Origin of the sequence: Rhodococcus sp. 06-470-2 (genome assembly GCF_002258235.1) — a bacterium.
Lineage (GTDB): Bacteria > Actinomycetota > Actinomycetes > Mycobacteriales > Mycobacteriaceae > Rhodococcoides.
In genome coordinates this window covers 428,813-446,380 of sequence record NZ_NOYB01000016.1, presented here as the reverse complement: position 1 = coordinate 446,380, position 17,568 = coordinate 428,813, and the positions used below count along the sequence as shown (strand labels likewise).

At 65.6% G+C, this 17,568-nt stretch carries 15 protein-coding genes; 5 read left to right on the top strand and 10 right to left on the bottom strand.

What is annotated here, in order from left to right; translation table 11 throughout:
* The first annotated feature begins 51 nt into the window (after window positions 1–51).
* On the top strand, window positions 52–1,908 hold the full coding sequence (nhaA, locus tag CH276_RS11175) for a Na+/H+ antiporter NhaA (RefSeq protein ID WP_094629186.1): 1,857 nt from the start codon (window positions 52–54) through the stop codon (window positions 1,906–1,908).
* A 94-nt stretch (window positions 1,909–2,002) separates the two neighbouring features.
* Here nhaA and CH276_RS11170 read toward each other — a convergent pair whose 3' ends face one another.
* Window positions 2,003–3,088 (bottom strand): DNA polymerase domain-containing protein, encoded by a 1,086-nt coding sequence (locus tag CH276_RS11170; RefSeq protein ID WP_094629185.1) that lies wholly within the window; start codon window positions 3,086–3,088, stop codon window positions 2,003–2,005.
* Window positions 3,089–3,090: 2 nt separating this feature from the next.
* Complete coding sequence (locus CH276_RS11165) at window positions 3,091–4,140, bottom strand: ATP-dependent DNA ligase (RefSeq protein WP_094629237.1); 1,050 nt, start codon at window positions 4,138–4,140, stop codon at window positions 3,091–3,093.
* A gap of 104 nt (window positions 4,141–4,244) precedes the next feature.
* On the opposite strand from CH276_RS11165, the gene lppU reads away from it, so the two are divergent.
* Together lppU and CH276_RS11155 are read left to right on the top strand one after the other, a co-directional pair.
* Complete coding sequence (gene lppU / locus CH276_RS11160; RefSeq protein ID WP_094629184.1) at window positions 4,245–4,844, top strand: LppU family putative lipoprotein; 600 nt, start codon at window positions 4,245–4,247, stop codon at window positions 4,842–4,844.
* Entirely contained in the window at window positions 4,841–6,277 is a 1,437-nt protein-coding gene (locus tag CH276_RS11155; protein WP_094629183.1) for an MFS transporter, read from the top strand. The genes lppU and CH276_RS11155 overlap by 4 nt, the downstream gene beginning before the upstream one ends.
* Before the next feature lie 14 nt (window positions 6,278–6,291).
* Here CH276_RS11155 and CH276_RS11150 read toward each other — a convergent pair whose 3' ends face one another.
* From CH276_RS11150 to CH276_RS11130, 5 genes are all read right to left on the bottom strand, one after another.
* The gene (locus tag CH276_RS11150; RefSeq protein ID WP_094629182.1) at window positions 6,292–7,170 is read right to left on the bottom strand and encodes a universal stress protein; all 879 of its coding nucleotides are present in this window, start codon (window positions 7,168–7,170) and stop codon (window positions 6,292–6,294) included.
* 115 nt (window positions 7,171–7,285) lie between these two features.
* Entirely contained in the window at window positions 7,286–7,900 is a 615-nt protein-coding gene (locus CH276_RS11145; RefSeq protein ID WP_094629181.1) for an Rv1733c family protein, read from the bottom strand.
* Window positions 7,901–7,999: 99 nt separating this feature from the next.
* Window positions 8,000–8,848 (bottom strand): hypothetical protein, encoded by an 849-nt coding sequence (locus CH276_RS11140; RefSeq protein WP_094657591.1) that lies wholly within the window; start codon window positions 8,846–8,848, stop codon window positions 8,000–8,002.
* On the bottom strand, window positions 8,845–9,732 hold the full coding sequence (locus tag CH276_RS11135) for a universal stress protein (protein ID WP_176459204.1): 888 nt from the start codon (window positions 9,730–9,732) through the stop codon (window positions 8,845–8,847). The genes CH276_RS11140 and CH276_RS11135 overlap by 4 nt, the downstream gene beginning before the upstream one ends.
* Window positions 9,733–9,872: 140 nt before the next feature.
* On the bottom strand, window positions 9,873–10,895 hold the full coding sequence (locus CH276_RS11130; protein ID WP_094629236.1) for an Acg family FMN-binding oxidoreductase: 1,023 nt from the start codon (window positions 10,893–10,895) through the stop codon (window positions 9,873–9,875).
* 258 nt (window positions 10,896–11,153) lie between these two features.
* On the opposite strand from CH276_RS11130, the gene ilvD reads away from it, so the two are divergent.
* Window positions 11,154–12,869 (top strand): dihydroxy-acid dehydratase, encoded by a 1,716-nt coding sequence (ilvD, locus tag CH276_RS11125; protein ID WP_094629178.1) that lies wholly within the window; start codon window positions 11,154–11,156, stop codon window positions 12,867–12,869.
* A 172-nt stretch (window positions 12,870–13,041) separates the two neighbouring features.
* Here ilvD and CH276_RS11120 read toward each other — a convergent pair whose 3' ends face one another.
* On the bottom strand, window positions 13,042–15,174 hold the full coding sequence (locus CH276_RS11120) for an MFS transporter (protein ID WP_094629177.1): 2,133 nt from the start codon (window positions 15,172–15,174) through the stop codon (window positions 13,042–13,044).
* Between the two features lie 138 nt (window positions 15,175–15,312).
* Here CH276_RS11120 and CH276_RS11115 point away from each other — a divergent pair, with 138 nt between their 5' ends.
* A complete protein-coding gene (locus CH276_RS11115; RefSeq protein ID WP_052049897.1) occupies window positions 15,313–15,984 on the top strand; it encodes a TetR/AcrR family transcriptional regulator in 672 nt (223 codons plus the stop codon).
* 85 nt (window positions 15,985–16,069) lie between these two features.
* On the opposite strand, the gene CH276_RS11110 is transcribed toward CH276_RS11115, so the two are convergent.
* Both CH276_RS11110 and CH276_RS11105 read right to left on the bottom strand, forming a co-directional pair.
* Window positions 16,070–16,726: a hypothetical protein gene (locus tag CH276_RS11110; protein WP_032396769.1), complete on the bottom strand. Its 657-nt coding sequence runs from the start codon at window positions 16,724–16,726 to the stop codon at window positions 16,070–16,072.
* Between the two features lie 66 nt (window positions 16,727–16,792).
* Entirely contained in the window at window positions 16,793–17,506 is a 714-nt protein-coding gene (locus CH276_RS11105; protein WP_094629175.1) for a DUF6319 family protein, read from the bottom strand.
* Window positions 17,507–17,568 lie beyond the last annotated feature (62 nt).

The following is a 17,568-nucleotide window of genomic DNA, read 5'->3' as shown; positions in this document are numbered from 1 at the left end:
ACGTTGGTACAGACTGCTTCACAACACTCTTCGAGAGGATGCGGGCCGCAGATGGCAGATCAGATCACGCCGACGAATCGGCCCATGGCACGTTTCGCCGAACGGATCTCGCGGGCCCGCGGCGAGAAGAACAGCGAAACCCTGGCGGCGGGCTTCCTGCTCGCAGCGACACTGATCGCGCTGATCTGGGCCAACTCACCCTTCGGCGAGACCTACCAGTCGTTCTGGCACACCGAACTCTCCGTCACCGTCGGCGAGCACGGCATCTCCCTCGACCTCGCCCACTGGGTCAACGACGGGCTCATGGCGTTGTTCTTCTTCGTCGTCGGGCTCGAGGTCAAGCGTGAGTTCGCGATGGGTGAGCTCACCGACCGATCTCGTGCCGCCATCCCGATCGTCGCGGCGGTTGCCGGTCTGGCCGCGCCGGCGTTGCTGTTTCTCGCCTTCAATCCGTCCGGGCCCGCCGCCCAGGCATGGGGCGTCGTGATCTCCACCGACACCGCGTTCCTCCTCGGGGCACTCGCCGTCCTCGGCCCGAAGAAGGCCGCTCGGTTGCGCATCTTCCTGCTCACGCTCGCTGTCGCGGACGATGTGGGCGCGCTGGCGATCATCGCCTTCTTCTATACCGACAACCTCGACGTGGTGCCGTTGGTGCTGGCGTTCGTCGGTCTGGGGCTGATCTTCCTGCTGCGTCGGCTCGAGGTGTGGCGCGGCGTCGGGTACTTCGTCGTTGCACTGTTCACCTGGGTTGCGATGTACGAGTCCGGAGTTCACCCCACACTCGCGGGAGTGATGATCGCGTTGATTCTTCCGGTCTATCCGCCGCGCCGCACCGAGGTGGAACGCGCGGCGGATCTGACACGCGCGTTCCGGCAGTCGCCCAATCCCGAATATGCCCGAGCCGCCCGTCTCGGACTCGATCGCGCGGTGTCGGTCAACGAACGTCTCATGCGGCTCTACCAGCCGTACACGGCCTTCATCATCGTGCCGATCTTCGCGCTCGCCAACGCCGGAGTCGTGCTGAGCTCGGACACTCTGAAAGCCGCGTCGACCTCGACGCTCACCTGGGGCATCATCGCCGGTCTCGTTCTCGGCAAGCTCGTCGGAATCACCGCTGCGTCCGCTGTTTTCGCGAAGTTGAGACCGTCCTCCCTGGCTCCAGGACTGACGCTCTCCCACATCGCAGGCGGTGCCGCGATGTCCGGAATCGGATTCACGATCTCGTTGTTCATCATCGATCTCGCGCTCGACGACCCGTTGCTGGCCGACGAAGCACGGGTCGGCGTGTTGGTGGCCTCGGTGATCGCCGCACTGCTCGGCTGGGTCCTCTTCCGGATCGACGAGAAGATCCATCCTCCGAAAGCCGAAGCATCCCTGCGCATTCTGCGTCCGGTCGACGCCAAGCGCGATCACATCCGCGGCCCGGTGGACGCACCACTGACCATCGTGGAGTACGCGGATTTCGAATGCCCGTTCTGCAGCAAGGCAACCGGCAGTGTCGCCGAGGTACGCAAGCACTTCGGCGACGACCTTCGGTACGTCTACCGGCACCTGCCGCTCGACGACTATCACCCACACGCTCGCTACGCGGCATACGCCAGCGAGGCCGCAGCCGCGCAGGGCAAGTTCTGGGAGATGGCCGACGTGTTGTTCCGTAACAGCGACGCACTCGAGCCCGACGACATCGACGGCTACGCACGTGAACTCGGCCTGGACATGGACAGATTCGAGGACGACATCCGCACCGGCGACTACGTGGTACGCGTCGAGGACGACGAACTCGACGCCACCTCCTCGGACGTCGACGGCACCCCGACGTTCTACCTGGGACGCGGCGACAAGAACCTCACCCGACACATCGGACCGTACGATGCGGCGACGTTGATCCGGGAGCTCGAATCCATGTGATCGTGGGCAGGGTTGCACGGAACGCGTTCGAGGCGACTGAATCCCGTCGATTCGACTTCGTAGCGTGCAACCTTGCCCGGCTCTGGCAGCTCCGTCAGCTGTCCGTGCGATTCCCCTCCGCATCCCAGTGCTCGGCAACCTTTTTCGAGGGCTGCACTCTCGGCGGTTCTCCGGGCATCTTGGGGTAATCGGGCGGAAAGTTCAGCTCTCCGCCGGGCAGGGTTTCCCACAGGTGCAGAAGAGGTTCGAGGGAGTAGGCCTGCTCGTCCATACCGGCCCACGGGTCGCCGTCCCGAACAAGCTCCGGCACCGTCACGAGGTTGTATTCACGTGGATCGGTGACGTCGGCCAACTGTGACCACGTCATCGGAGTGCTCACCGTCGCGCCCGGTCGAGCCCGCAGACTCCAGGCGCTGGCGATGGTTCGGTCGCGGTTGTTCTGGTTGTAGTCGATGAAGATGCGTTCTCCGCGTACCTCTTTCCACCAGTTGGTGGTCACCCCGTCGTCGCGTCGTTCGAGTTCTCGACCCAGACCGATGGCCGCATGACGCACCTGCTCGAAGGTGTACTGCGGCTCGATGCGAACGTAGATGTGGATACCCCGATTCCCGCTCGTCTTCGGATATCCCCGTAAGCCCAACTCCTCCAACAGCTCTCGCGTCACATCGGCTACTCGCAGCGCGTCCGAGAACGTGGTACCCGGTTGCGGATCGAGATCGAGACGCAACTCGTCGGGATGGTCGACGTCCAATCGACGGACCGGCCACGGATGAAACGTCAACGTACCCATCTGCGCCGCCCACACCAGCGACGCGGGTTCGGACGGACACAGTTCCTCGGCGGTGCGCTTGCTGGGGAACGCGATCTTCACCGTCTCTATCCACTCGGGAGCGCCCTTGGGCAACCGCTTCTGGTAGAAGCCGTCGCCGTCCTTGTCCTGGGGGCCGAGCGCCAACCGCATGCCCTCGCGATAGCCGTCGGGCCACCGTTCCATCGCGGTGGGGCGATCTCCGATCACCCGCATCAGCGGCTCCCCGACGGCCGCGAAGTACTCGCACACCTGCAGTTTGGTGATCTCCGGAGTACGTTCGGTCGCCTCGTAGATCACGCGATCGGGGCTCGACACTCGTACTTCGCGCTCGCCGACCTGCACGAACGCGGGAGGCGTTTTCGCGGCCATGTCTATCGTCCCCCGGCAATCACGTCGGCAACGTCGTAGCGCACCGGAACCTCGAGCTGGTCGTAGGCACACGAGCGCGGATCACGATCGGGCCGCCAGCGTAGGAACCTGGCCACGTGCCGCAGCCGCGCCCCTTCCATCTGGTCGTAGGCCACCTCGATGACCCGCTCGATGCGCACCGGAATCCAGTTGCGGTCGTTGGACGAATTCCAGCGGGTCGCCTCACCGTCGTACGTGACGTCGTCACCGAGTCGGAGCGGTTCGAGTTCTTCGAGCAGTTCCAACCGGCGCTTGTCGGTGAACGCCGACGCACCGCCGATCATCCGCAGATCGTCGCCATCGTAGAGACCGAGCAGCAAGGATCCGATACCGTTGCCGGACTTGTGGATTCGATAGCCGATCAACACGCAGTCCGCGGTACGCGCATGCTTGATCTTGATCATCTCGCGCTTGTTCGGCAGATAGATCCCGTCGAGTTTCTTGGCCACCACACCGTCGAGCCCGGCACCTTCGAAACGCTCGAACCAGTCCTCGGCCACGGCCGCATCATCGGTGGCGGAGGTGACGAAACAACTCGGGCCACCCGTTCCCACCGCGTCGAGCAATCTCGCGCGGCGGGTCGAGAACGGCTCGGCCGTCAGATCCTCGTCGCCGACGGCCAACAGATCGAAGCCGATGAACTGCGCCGGAGTCTTCTCCGCGAGCATCGTCACCCGACTCGCTGCGGGATGAATCCGTTCGGACAGCGACTCCCAGTCGAGGCGCGTGGAACCGTTCTTCTCGCGCGGTACGACGATCTCGCCGTCGACGACGATCTTCTCGGGTAGCTCGGCCTTGATCGCCGCCACCAACTCCGGGAAGTAGCGGGCCAGGTCCTTTCCCCCGCGTGACCCGAGCACCACCTCGTCACCGTCACGGAAGACGATGGCGCGAAACCCGTCCCATTTCGGCTCGTACGACCACACCGCAGGCCCGTCTTCGGGCTGGGCGGGCACCACTTTCGCGGCTTTGGCGAGCATCGGCGCGACCGGCACGGCAAGAGGAAGATCCACGCAGTTCATCCTGCCTCATGCAGCCGACAAGCGAGTCGGATATTTTCTACACGAGCACGGTCGACGGACACGGCACGCTCGAACCTACGAGGGCAGGACTCACCATGACGTCATCCAACCGTTCGGTCCGCGCTCTCGTTCTCGCGCTGTCGTCGTGCGCGGCCCTGATACTCGGCGGGTGCGCCTCCGAGGTGTCCGGTACCGCCGTCGCCATCTCCGGTGCCACCATTCCCGCCACCACGACCACCAACCCTCCCACCACACCACCGACCACCGACATCGACGACGGCGGCAGTGTCGACATCGACGTGGAGATCGGCGAGTGCGTCAACCTGGGCGGCACCGTCGACGAGGCGGCCATCGCCAACGCGACCTGCGGGTCTGCGGAGTCCAACTACGTCGTCTTCGCCAAGACGCCCACCTCGGCCGAATGCCCCGAGGACGCCGATCAGTACTACTACGAGACCTACTTCGACATCGAACAGGGAGCTCTGTGCCTCGACATCGACTGGCAGGTCGGCGGATGCATGGACCTCGTCGGTGAATTCGCTCAGCGGATCGACTGCGCCACCCCCGGTGCCGACACCCGCCGCGTCGTGACCATCCTGCAGGGCACCTCGTCCGTCGACGACTGCCCCGACCCGGCGCTGTACGGATTCGAGAAGGACTCACGCAACTTCGTCGTCTGCGTCGAACGGTTGTGACCGCTGAGGGCATCACACTCTCGAGCGCGAGGGGCCGCTGGATCGTCGCAGCCACGGTGCTCGGTTCGGCTCTGGCGATGCTCGACGCCACCGTGGTCAATATCGCGTTGCCTGCTATCGGCCGCGACCTCGGTGCAGGCGTCACCGGTCTGCAGTGGACTCTGAGCGGCTACACCCTGGCCCTGGCCTCGCTGATCTTGTTGGGCGGCTCCCTCGGTGACCGACTGGGGCGCAGGCGGGTGTTCGTCTGGGGCACCGTCTGGTTCGCGGCCGCATCGGTGCTGTGCGGGCTGGCTCCGAGTATCGAGGTGCTGATCGCGGCGCGACTACTTCAGGGCGTCGGTGCGGCCTTGCTGACGCCGGGTTCGCTCGCGCTGATATCGGCCTCCATCAAGGCCGAGGATCGCGGAGCTGCAATCGGTCTGTGGTCGGGGCTGGGCGGCGTCGCGTCGGCGGTCGGTCCGTTGCTCGGGGGCTGGTTGGTCGACGCCGTCGGGTGGCGTTCGGTGTTCCTGATCAACATCCCGCTCGCCGTCGTGGTGGTCTGGGTGGCGGCGAAACATGTTCCGGAAAGCCGAGATCCGCACGTGTCCGGCCGACTCGACGTACCGGGCGCGGTGACTGTCGCGGCGGCGCTGGGCCTGCTCACGTACGGTCTGATCGAGTCACACACGCCGACCCTCGCTATGGGTGTCGTCGCGGCCGGGGTGTTCGTGATGATCGAGCGTCGCTCGCACGATCCGCTGGTACCACCGTCGCTGTTCGCCTCACGAGTGTTCCTGGCGACCAACCTCGTCACCTTCGCCGTGTACGCGGCCCTGGGCGGCGTGTTCTTCCTTCTGGTGTTGCAGTTGCAGTTCGCCGTGGGCTACTCACCCATCGCGGCCGGGGTCGCCACGCTGCCGATCACCGCTCTCATGCTGGTGCTGTCCGCCCGCGCGGGGCGAATCGCCGGACGCATCGGACCGCGCATTCCGATGACCGTGGGACCACTGCTGGCAGCGCTGGGGTTGCTGTTGATGTTGCGGGTCGGGCCCGGATCCACCTATGCCACAGACATTCTGCCCGCGGTTGTCGTCTTCGGACTCGGATTGTCCGCTCTGGTGGCCCCACTGACCGGAGCGGTTCTGGGCGCGGTGTCCACCGATCGCGCCGGAATCGCGTCGGGAGTCAACAATGCCGTGGCCCGCACCAGTCAACTGCTCGCCGTGGCCGCACTGCCTGCGCTCGCCGGTATCGCAGGGTCTGATTACTCTGCCCCGGAGACGTTCTCGGACGGCTTTCACACCGCAATGCTGATATGCGCCGGACTGCTGGTGATCGGTGCGGTCATCGCGGCGGTACTCATCCGCGGCACCGGCGACGAGGCGTCGAACTGCCCACCGCACTGCGACATCGGCTCACCACCACCTGCCTCGCGTCGGACCGCGTGACTCATCGCGCTGGGTCATCGCACGATCAGCACCGAGCAATCGGCGTGGTGGACGAGATTCTGACTGACCGATCCCAGAATCGTTCCGAGTACAGCACCCCGGCCTCGGCAGCCCACCACGAGCATCGACGCCGACGCGGACATCGCCCGCAAACCACGCGTCGGACTCGACTGCGCGCTCACAGTGCTCAGCGCAACATCCGGATACTTCTCGTGCATGGTCTCCACATGCGTTTCGAGCCAATGCTTCTCGTGTGCGCGAATATTCGCCCAATCGACGTCCTCGAATCCGGTTCCGAGACCTGCCTGAGCCGCGAATCCCCAATAGTTCACCGCGACGACCGGCATTCCGAGGGTGTGGGCGATCTCGAGCGCGGCACCGAGCGCCCGATCCGACTGCTCACTTCCGTCGACCCCCACCACGATCGGACGAGCGGGGTCGACGCTGTCGACGGCGTTGCGCACGAGCAGCACCGGGCACTGCGCATGCGTCACGGCTCGAAGCGTGTTGCTGCCGAGAGTGAGGTCCCTCAGTGCGCTCGACTTTCTCGATCCCAGCACGACCAGTTCCGCGCCTGCATCCGAGACGTACGAGGCGATGGTTCCATCGGCGGTGACGGAATCGACGGACACCTCGGGTGCGGCCTCGTGGATCGCGGCCGCAGCGCGGGCGAGATGTTTGCGTCCGATCGTGCGCAGGTCCCTCTCCAGCGCACCGCCGTCGACGAATGCCGCCGATCCGTACCAATCCCCCTCGGGGACTGCATGAACCAAACGCAGGGGTGCGCGCACCTTCGCCGCATAGGTCGCCGCCCACTGCGCCGCGGAATCGGCCTCACTGGAGCCGTCGATGCCCACCAGGATGGGAAGCATGCGGTCGGTGGAATTGCTCATGATTCTTCCTCGTCTCGTGGTCGACTGTCTTTGCAGTCGAATCGAATCGAACGTAGATCTGCAACCGCGCCCACAGTCAGAGCACTCGGTCCATCATCGAAGTGGCCGAGGTCCCTCATGCCGAATCCCCCTTGGTTCGACCACGTTCGGTCTCGAACTTCAGCCAGTCGCGGTCCCACTGGCGCATTCTGGCGCGCCGGTCGAAGTACCGCGTCGCCTGAAGACAGGTGAGGACAACGACCGTGCATGCCACCCAGAAGCCAACGGCTGCAACAATTCCCAACAGGACATTCGACGTCGCGGACGACGGCTCCGCAACCCACCTGCCCTCGGTATCGACTCGCACCGACACTGTGGCACCCTGTTCGGCTTCGTCCGGAAGGCGAACCTCGCCGCTGTGCCGCTGTCCCGGTGGCCATTCCCAGGCGACGGTCGCGTAGTACTCGGTGTGGTCGAAGACGGCACCGTCTTCCGATCGCAGCGTGGGTTCACTCGTCACCAGGGCATCGATCTGCTGGGTGGTGGCGCTCGTTCGGGCCGCCGCGGCATCGAGATCGGCGTAGGTGAGCGATCCGAGCAGCGCGGCGAAGGGGACGAGTCCCAGAATCACCGCCATCGCGCACGCGAAAGCGAGAGCCGCAGTCCGATCACGGCCCCGCATCAGAGGATTGGTGCTCCACGGTGCCAGGCGCCACCAGCGAGCGAAGTCGTAGCCGAACACCGCAACCACCCACTCTCCCGAATCGTGTGTCCTTCGAGTGTTTCGCCGCGGACGAGGGGGCAACAGGGCACAAGGTCACGAACTGGAGTTCTCGGGGTCGAAGTTCGCTCAGCGGAAGAGGGCGGACACCGCTTCGAGATCGGCATCGGATCGGCGGCCGCTCGAGTCCAGTTCGACGTAGAAGCACTCGTAGCCACGCGGGTCGGCACCGCGGTCACCGGTACTGCGCCGCTCGAACACTCGTGCATTCGGCCATCGGTCGAGCACGGCCGTTGCGAGAACATGCCCGTCCGGTGAGACTCCACCGATCGGTCCGTACTCCGCGATCATCACCGCATGGACCGCGCCCCCGATCGCGGCCGTGGTCACCGGAAAGACTCTCGGTCCCGTGTCCGTCGGGATGTCGACCGTGATGGACTCGGACCCCAGCACCACCGCCCCCGACATCTCTGCTGCCTCGTCGTCGTTCATCGTCGTGGTCCTCCGCGGTGCATGGTTCGGTGTCGGATGGGTGGTGCGGCCGGGGCATGTCAGTTCGACGCCCGAGACCGACGTAGGAACCACTCCGACCAGGCGGTGCATCGGCGGTTCCTCCGAATGCGGCCGCGGCAGAGCCTGTTCGAGGACATCTCTTCGCACATCCAGGACGGGACGCGCGATTCCGTGCACAACGACGGTGGAGACTGTTGCGCGATCCGGATTCTCGGCGTCGAACTCCAGCACGACCGACGAGTCGAGCATGCTACGACCCAACTGCGACCGCCCCTCGGCGTAGAAGTACACCCGACTCCCGATCCAGATGCAGGGCACGACGTCGACGGTGGGGCCGAAGTGATCGTGGCCGATCAACCGAGCCCGCGTCGCGCTGCGTGCGAGCCGGTCCGCGGTGCTCGCGTCGAGAATGCGCCGGCGTTCTTCCCTGCGGCGCAGTCGATTCGGCACCGTACGGTTGGTCATCGGTCCCTGCAGATCATCACCGGGCAGTGTGCATGCCGGGTGAGGTTGCTGCTGGTCGATCCGAACAGGGCACTGGCGACGATTCCTCGCCCGTGGCTGCCGACCACCACGATTCCGGCCCGCTTGGACTGCTCTATCAGCAGGTGTGCCGGATTGCCCTGCTGTACGACATGTTCCACGGTGACATCCGGATACTTCTCGCTCCACCCGGCGAGGCACTCGTACAGCAACAGCTGCTGTTCGCGCTCGATCTCGATGTCGTCGGGCGATCCTGGCAGAGACAAGGCGGCACCCTGGGACAACGAGCTCCAGGCATGTGCCGCAATCATCGGCACGTCGAACCGCGAGGCCAGATCGAATGCCTGCTCGACCGCGGCTTCACTCGTCGCACTGCCGTCGATGCCGACGAGGATCGGTGCGTCGACGGCGTCGATTCCCTCGCGCCACACGATCACCGGGCACCACGCCGTGGTCGATGTCCGCTGTGCTGTGCTCCCGAACAGCGCCGACACGATCGGCCCGGAACCGGAATTGCCGACGACGAGCATGCGCGCGGTGCGAGAGAGTTCGACCATCATCGAGCACGCCGGCATTTCCTCCACGGAGGTGGTCACGGCGCTGTGTGGATGCCGGGCCAGCACTGCGGCAGCAACGTCGGTGACGATGCGTTCTGCCGCCCGACGCTGTTCGTCCCAGATGTCGAGGGGAACGACCGATGCGGACTCGCCCAGGTAGAACGCGGGATGCTGCACCGCCCCGGCGATGTGCAGCGGTGCCTTCAACCGCTCGGCGAGGGATGCCGCCCAGTGTGCAGCGCAGATGCTGCTCGGCGAACCATCCACGCCCACGACGATTTTCTGATGGTGTTCCAGAACCATGGCCATCTCCTGTCCTCGGTCCGGACGGACCACACGGCCGGGCCCGTCGACGGTCATCCGTTCTCGGATGCTCGCTTGCTATTGGACAGCTCGACAGCGGCCGCGCCACAGAGCCTTTGGTCACCGGTCCGACGCGTGATACCCGGTCACAGGGACGTGGTTCGGCGCGAGCCCCCTGCCGTACTGCGGGCAGCTACCGACAGCACCGACGACACCGCTCGTCGCGGGGTCGGGGCGAGAGGCGAGCCGACCGCCGGTGCACCGATCCGAATCAGCACCTGCGGCGCACCCTGTCCGGCGGCCAAGGACTTGACCAGGCGTCGACTGCCCGACTGCTCGGTCATATGTGTGAGAGGACAGGTCGCAAGACCATCGGCGGTTGCGGCCAGCAGGAAGGCGGACATGGCCCGCCCGCACTGCAACCAGTCGAGGCGTTCATCGGACGCGGTACCGAGAATCACCACCGTCGACTCGTCCGCCGCCGGCTCTCGTGTTTCCGTTCTGCCGACTCGGCGTGGTTCGGGAAAGGCTCGGCCCACCTGCACCCTGGAGGACTCCGCACGATCGGTGAGAGCCTCCGGCGGAATTCCTCCCGATCGGAACGAGTGCCCGGCCCACCACCGGATCTCGGCCTGATACGTCGCGTCGTACTTTCGTACGCTAGCGCTCAGCCTCGACGCCGTGGCCAGCGTCTCCTTGGCCTCGGCGGACAGGAACGTCGTTCGGATGTCGTCGGTTCCGTCGCCGCGACCGACGTAGCGCGCGGGAATTCGGTTGTCCGGCACCGGACCGAACGCCCGGCGATCCGAGTGGCGGCGATTGATCGCAGCCAACAGGTCGAACTCGTGCGATCGAGGGTGCGCGTCGTGGGTCAATCGAATACGAGCGAGATGGTCCGGCGCACCGGCCGTCGGCATCGGTTCGACGTCGGCCGTCCACCGAAAGGCAGCGGCTGCAGTGCACAGATGGTCGAGCGCTGCCCCACAGCTGAGCACCATCTGCCGCTCGGTCGGGTCTATCGCCCCGAGCAGTCGGGACCGATCGGTGAACAGGTCGAGTCCGTGTTCGGAGTACACCCACCTCCACGGTTGACTGTTGTGCACCGACGGAGCGCGGCACGCAAGCTCCACCAACATCTCCACCACGGCAGAATCCGGCTGATCGTTCATCGTCTCTCCTCGACCTCCCACCGCACGGTGATGGCTGCCCACCACTGTCGACCCGCGTTGGCAGTGCACGACAGGGCCGTTGGTCACTGTGTGGAGGGGACTTGCGGTGAAGAAATCCCGCCGAGGACTCACCTCGGCCACCACTGTTCGTGATGCGCCGAACCCGCGGGTTTAGGGTTGACGGTGAATGCGACCTCAGGAGCGGAACCTCCGGGACGCGACCGAGGAATTATTTTTCGCCGACCGCTCAGGAGTGTCATGACGACCCCGCAGAATCCCCACGAAGGCATCGACGTCAAGCCGCGCAGCCGCGACGTCACCGATGGACTGGAGAAGACCGCCGCCCGCGGCATGCTCCGCGCCGTCGGAATGGGCGACGAAGACTGGGGCAAGTCCCAGATCGGTGTCGCGTCCTCGTGGAACGAGATCACCCCGTGCAACCTCTCGCTCGAACGTCTGGCGAAGGCCGTCAAGAAGGGCATCCACGCCGCAGGCGGCTACCCGCTGGAATTCGGCACCATTTCGGTGTCCGACGGCATCTCGATGGGTCACGAGGGCATGCACTTCTCGTTGGTCTCACGTGAGGTGATCGCCGACAGCGTCGAAACCGTCATCAGCGCAGAACGTCTCGACGGTTCCGTTCTGCTCGCCGGTTGCGACAAGTCGCTGCCCGGAATGCTCATGGCCGCAGCACGTCTGGATCTGGCGAGCGTATTCCTCTACGCCGGCTCCACATTGCCCGGTTTCGCGACCCTGTCCGACGGCAGCGAGCACCAGGTGACGATCATCGACGCCTTCGAGGCCGTCGGTGCCTGTTCACGCGGATTGATGTCGCGCGCCGACGTCGACACCATCGAACGCGCCATCTGCCCCGGAGAAGGTGCCTGCGGCGGAATGTACACTGCCAACACGATGGCCAGCGCAGCCGAAGCGATGGGAATGTCGTTGCCCGGCAGCGCATCTCCCCCCGCTCCCGATCGCCGACGCGACGGATTCGCACACGCCAGCGGCGAGGCCGTCGTCGATCTGCTGCGACGCGGCATCCGCACCAGCGACATCCTCACCAAGGAAGCCTTCGAGAACGCCATCGCCGTCGTCATGGCATTCGGCGGCTCGACCAACGCGGTGCTGCACCTGCTCGCCATCGCGCACGAAGCCCAGGTGGACCTGACCCTCGCCGACTTCACCCGAGTCGGCGCAAAGGTGCCGCACCTGGCCGACGTCAAGCCCTTCGGCAAGCACGTCATGACCGACGTCGACGCGATCGGCGGAGTTCCGGTGGTCATGAAGGCTCTGCTCGACGCCGGCCTGATGCACGGCGACTGCATGACGGTCACCGGAAAGACCGTGGCACAGAACCTCGCTCACATCGCACCCCCGGACCCCGACGGCAAGGTACTGCGCGCACTTGACAAGCCGATCCACCCGACCGGCGGCATCACCATCCTCGAGGGCTCGCTCGCCCCCGGCGGGGCCGTGGTCAAGTCCGCGGGCTTCGACTCCGACGTCTTCGTGGGCACCGCACGAGTTTTCGAGCGTGAGCGCGCGGCCATGGACGCCCTCGAAGACGGCACCATCGCGGCCGGCGACGTCGTGGTCATCCGCTACGAGGGACCCAAGGGCGGACCCGGAATGCGCGAGATGCTCGCGATCACCGGAGCCATCAAGGGTGCCGGACTCGGTAAGGACGTCCTGCTGCTCACCGACGGCCGATTCTCCGGCGGCACCACCGGCCTCTGCGTCGGACACGTGGCCCCCGAGGCAGTCGACGGCGGCCCCATCGCCTTCGTCCGCGACGGTGACCAGATCCGACTCGACGTCGGCAAGGGCACCCTCGACCTGCTCGTCGACGCAGCCGAATTGGACTCCCGCGCACAGGGCTGGGCACCACTGCCGCCGCGCTACACCCGAGGAGTGCTGGCCAAATACTCCAAGCTGGTCGGATCGGCATCGAACGGTGCGGTGCTGATCTAGCACTCACCCCCCCTGTCCCCCCCGTTCGCGTCAATGGACCACTGCATACGTCTGAGGAGTGCAAGGGTCCATTGACGCAGCGATGCGCCGCGCGTGAATGAACCACTGCATACGTCTGAGGAGTGCAAGGGTCCATTGACGCGAACGGGGCGGGCGGGCGGACAGTGAAGAGCTACAGCGGCATTGCCCACATGGAGCTCGAGCGTTCCTTGAATGCGGTGCAGTTCGCTTGTTGTCTGCTGGCCCGTTGGTAGAAGGTCTGCAGCGGCGAGGTCGGTTCGACCGGCTCCGGTGCGGGTGCAACCGGAAGGTCGCTCAATTCGAGCGCAGCGTCGAGAGCTTCCTCGGCCTCGACGCGTCGGGTGCGCGCCAGGTTGGACAGGGCGAGCTGGTGGATCGTCACGCGGTCACCGGACTTGCTGTCCACCGTGGCCTGCCGGGCGACGGAGGCGTCGAGTTCGTACACCTTCGAGGCCAGCTGATAGATGCTGGGACGGTCGAGCTCGGCGTCCACCAGACCCGGCTCGGCCACGATGCGCGTAGCCGGCGGTGCGGTCTCCTCGGCGATTCGCAAAGCGTGTCGTGCACCGGATTTCTGGGGCTCGGCCGACGGCCACTCGAGGAGTTGTTCGAGCTCGGCGACCTCTCGATCTGCTGCCGGATCCTTGGCCGGCGGTGCGACGAAGGGGACGATCGGCTCGAACGCGATCTTCTCCGACGACGCCGTCGCAGTCTTGGCCGGGATGAGCAGCGCCACGATCACGGTGCCGACGCCGAACATCACGGCGGCAACGACACTCGTGTGCACCACTGCGTCACCGAACGCCGCGACGGCATTGGCTTCGAGATTGTCGGCGAACCCGCTGAGGAATGCATTCTGGTCGCGGATGACGTCGGAGACGATCACCGCACCGGCCAGCGAATCCTGAGACGCGGCAAGCCCTTCCGCCGCCTGCCCGGTGTACTGGCCGTTCGGCTGCTTGCCGGGGAAGGTCTGCAGAAACCCTTCGATTCCCTGACGGTAGGACGCGGCGAGCACCGATCCGAGCACAGCGATGCCGAGCGATCCGCCGAGTTCGAGGGCGGTGTCGTTGAGGCCGCCGCCGACCCCGAGCTTGCTGTCCGGGAACTCGCCCATGATGGAGTCGGTGCAGGGCGAGACGGACAGGCCGATTGCGAGACCGAGCAGCGTCAGTACGGGAAGGAAGTCGGAGTACGTTGCCGTCGCGTCGATCCCGATGAGCGAGACGACCGACAGCGTTCCCACGACCATGCCTGCGGTGACGGTGATGCGGGGTCCCAGTTTCGGCGTGAGCCACATCGTGATTCCGGATCCGACGAAGACTGCCCCGGCCAAAGGCAGGAGGTGAATGCCGGTGGACACCGGACCGAAACCGAGTGCGAACTGGAGGTATTGCGCGACGAAGTAGATGGCACCGAAGGTGACGAGGAAGAAGATCAACACCGCCAGGGTGGCTCCGCTGAGGACGCGGGACGAGAACATTCGGACGTCGAGCAACGGATTGGGATGGCGCAGTTCCCATCCCACGAAGCCCAGGACCGACAGCAGCCCGACGAGCGCGAAGTACAACGGCCCGACCGTCCAGCCGAAGTGCATCCCCTCGATGATGGCGTACACGATGGTCGACACGGCCAGCACCGACAGCAGACCACCGATCCAGTCGATCGCACCCGGGTCGACGGCCCGTGACGGCGGGACCAGTACGACGGCTCCGACGATGGCGGCCAACGCGATCGGAACATTGATCAGGAACGTCGAATGCCAGGTGTAGCTCTCGAGAAGCCAGCCCGCCAACAGCGGCCCTGCCGCGATCGCGAGTCCCGAGGTGGCCGCCCACACGGTGACCGCGGTGGCGCGCTCCCGTTTCGGGAAGGTCGCCACCAGCAACGACAGTGTGGCGGGCATGACGATGGCAGCGGCCACACCCATGACGATGCGGGCCAGGATCACCCCGAGGGTGGCATCGGTGAGCGCCCCGGCCACCGAACCGGCGACGAAGATGATGAGACCGATGATCAGAGCGCCACGGCGGCTGTAGCGATCTCCGATCACGCCGCACAGCAACATCAACGACGCGTAGGGGACGGTGTAGCCGTCGATCACCCACTGCAGGTCGCTGCTCGTCAGGCTCAGGTCGAGTGTCATCGCCGGTGCGGCGACCAGCAGTGACGTGTTGGCCATGACCACGATCAGCAGGCTCAGGCACAGCACCACCAGCGCCGACCAGCGTCGCGGGTACGGCTTGTGCATGTCTTGGACAGGCGTCATCGCAAGCAGTGTCATCGTGTGTTCCCCCCCGTTGGCAAAGTGCGAGACACACCTTGCACAGTGCTGTGCAGCTTAGGAAGCATCGGCTAGGATCGGCAATCTTTTGTGGCGGCAGCCACACTGACCGCCCGCGACCGTGCTAGATGTTGTCCTGTGCGCAAGACGACGGAGTCGAGTTCGATTGCACGGGACGCAGCAGCGCCGCCCGTGCAACGCCGTGACGCCCGATCCAACCGAGCGCGAATTCTGCACGTTGCGCAAGGGGTCCTGGCAGACAATCCCGATGCGACCATCAACGATGTCGCCGCTGCTGCAGGAGTAGTCCGGCGAACCGTGTACGCCCACTTCGCCTCTCGCGAAGCTCTGATCGACGGTATCGCCCTGGAGGCAGCGGACAGCATCTCGGCCGCACTCGGCCGGGTTCCCGCCGCGGACGAATCGGCCGTCACGGTGTTCGTCCGGCAGACACTCGCTCTGACACGCGTCGGCGATCAGTACCGACTGCTACTCGCCGTTGCCCGAACAGATCTGGGACACAACAGTATTCACGATCTCCTCGGACCGATGAGAGAATCGGCCGCCGCCGTCATCCGGCGCGGCCAGCGCGAGGGTGTGTTCTCCTCGTATCTCGCCGCAGAAGTACTGATCCTCAACATCGAGGCGATCGCACTGTCGATCCTCGATGCCACCAACGCCGGTGCGATCGGCGACCCGGCGGGAGCGACGACGACGTCGAGCCTGGTGCTGCTGGGAATCGCGCCGGACGACGCCGAACGCATCGTCGCCGACATTCGGTCGTCCGACTCGTCGGCCCGCGCCCGCTGAGAGCCTCACCTACCCCGCGAACGGCGAAGGCCCCGTTCGCACAACACATCGCGCGAACGGGGCCTTCGGCCGAAACCAGGTGGAGCTAGGGAGCCGGGACGAATCCTGCGCCGAGTCCGTTGCCCTGATCGACGTTGCGAAGGATCGCGTCGAAGTTGGTGCCGACCTCGGGTCCGAAGCACGCCACGCCGAGGTAGGCGTTGACCATGCCGACGAGGGTGTTGCCGACGACGACCGGGCTGCCCGAGTCACCTTCGACGACACACAGCTGAGCCCAGGTCTCCTGCGACTGCAGAATGTCGCCGTACGCGAGTCCGCAGGTGTTGCCGGTGGTACGGCCTTCCTTGCAGACGATGTTCGGGAACGCCGTCGGCGGGCCGACCTGAGAGATGGTCACATTGCCGACGCGGTTGATCGGTGCGACCTTGTCACGCTGGAATTCGATGAGGGCGTAGTCGTATTCCGGGTTCGAGAACGCGATGCGGCCGACCTCGCCGAGGGAGGTGTCGTATTCGGGAACGATGGAGGCACCCGCCTGGCCGCAGTGGCCGGCGGTGAAGCCGACCAGGTTTCCGTTGCGGTCGTTTCCGATCGTCGTCAGCGTGCACTCGGCCTGGCCTCCGACGATGATTCCCGAGCCGCCGCCGAGAGCAGCTGGAGCGGCCGCGGATGCGGTCCCCACGCCGACGCTGGCTACGATTGCAGCCGCCCCCACGACGACGAGCATGAATTTCTTGAACATGTACTCCCTCTCAGCGGTGTCGGCAGAACCCTAGCAACAACAGGTGTACGAACACGAGTGAGTCGTTCATACGTCCTGCTCGAGGGCGGCAAGCGTCGTGCGCGCCTCTTCGAGTTGCCGGCTCAGTTCTGCAACGCGCCGTGCGGCCTCCTCGCGCGCGTGGGAGATGACTGCCTCGACTGCGTCGCGTGCCGTGGGATCGCCCAACTCCCGAACAGCGCGGCTTACCGACTCCGGGCTCACCGGTTGCGCTTTGGTGGGCCGCTTCGCACCCTGGGTCACCGTGACCGACCAATCGTTGTCGGCCCCGGCATGAATGGTGACGCTGATTCCGCCCGGTGGCTTCTTGACTCGACGGGAAGAAGAACTCTGCGGCGACGCAGTCTTCGGTTGTTCCACCGCCTTGGGCTGTACCGGTTCTGCCTTGGGCGCCACCGCCGCGGGCGCGGGTTGCGGCTCGGCTCTTCTCACCGGCGGAGCCGCCGAGGTCTTCTTGGCAGGTACGCGCTTGGCCGGCGCAGGCGGAGTTGCCGCGTTGCGGGTGATGCGCAGTTCCTCGGCTTCGTAGGGCAATTCGTCGTTGACGCCCTTCGGGCTGATCGTGACCGTGTTGCCGTCGATCGACACGACCTTCGCCGAGGTGCCGTCGGGCAGCCCAAGGCTCGGGTTCGGTTCACGGAGATAGACGGTGGCACGACGCCCCTCGGCCAGCGCCGCCGCCAGTGTCGTCAGATTCTCGGGGGTCAACGAATCGTTCACGGCGCGCCCACGGGGTGGCATTCGACTACCGACCTTTCTCGAAAGTGTTTGCGAATACTGTCGCACAGATGCAGGTGAGATGC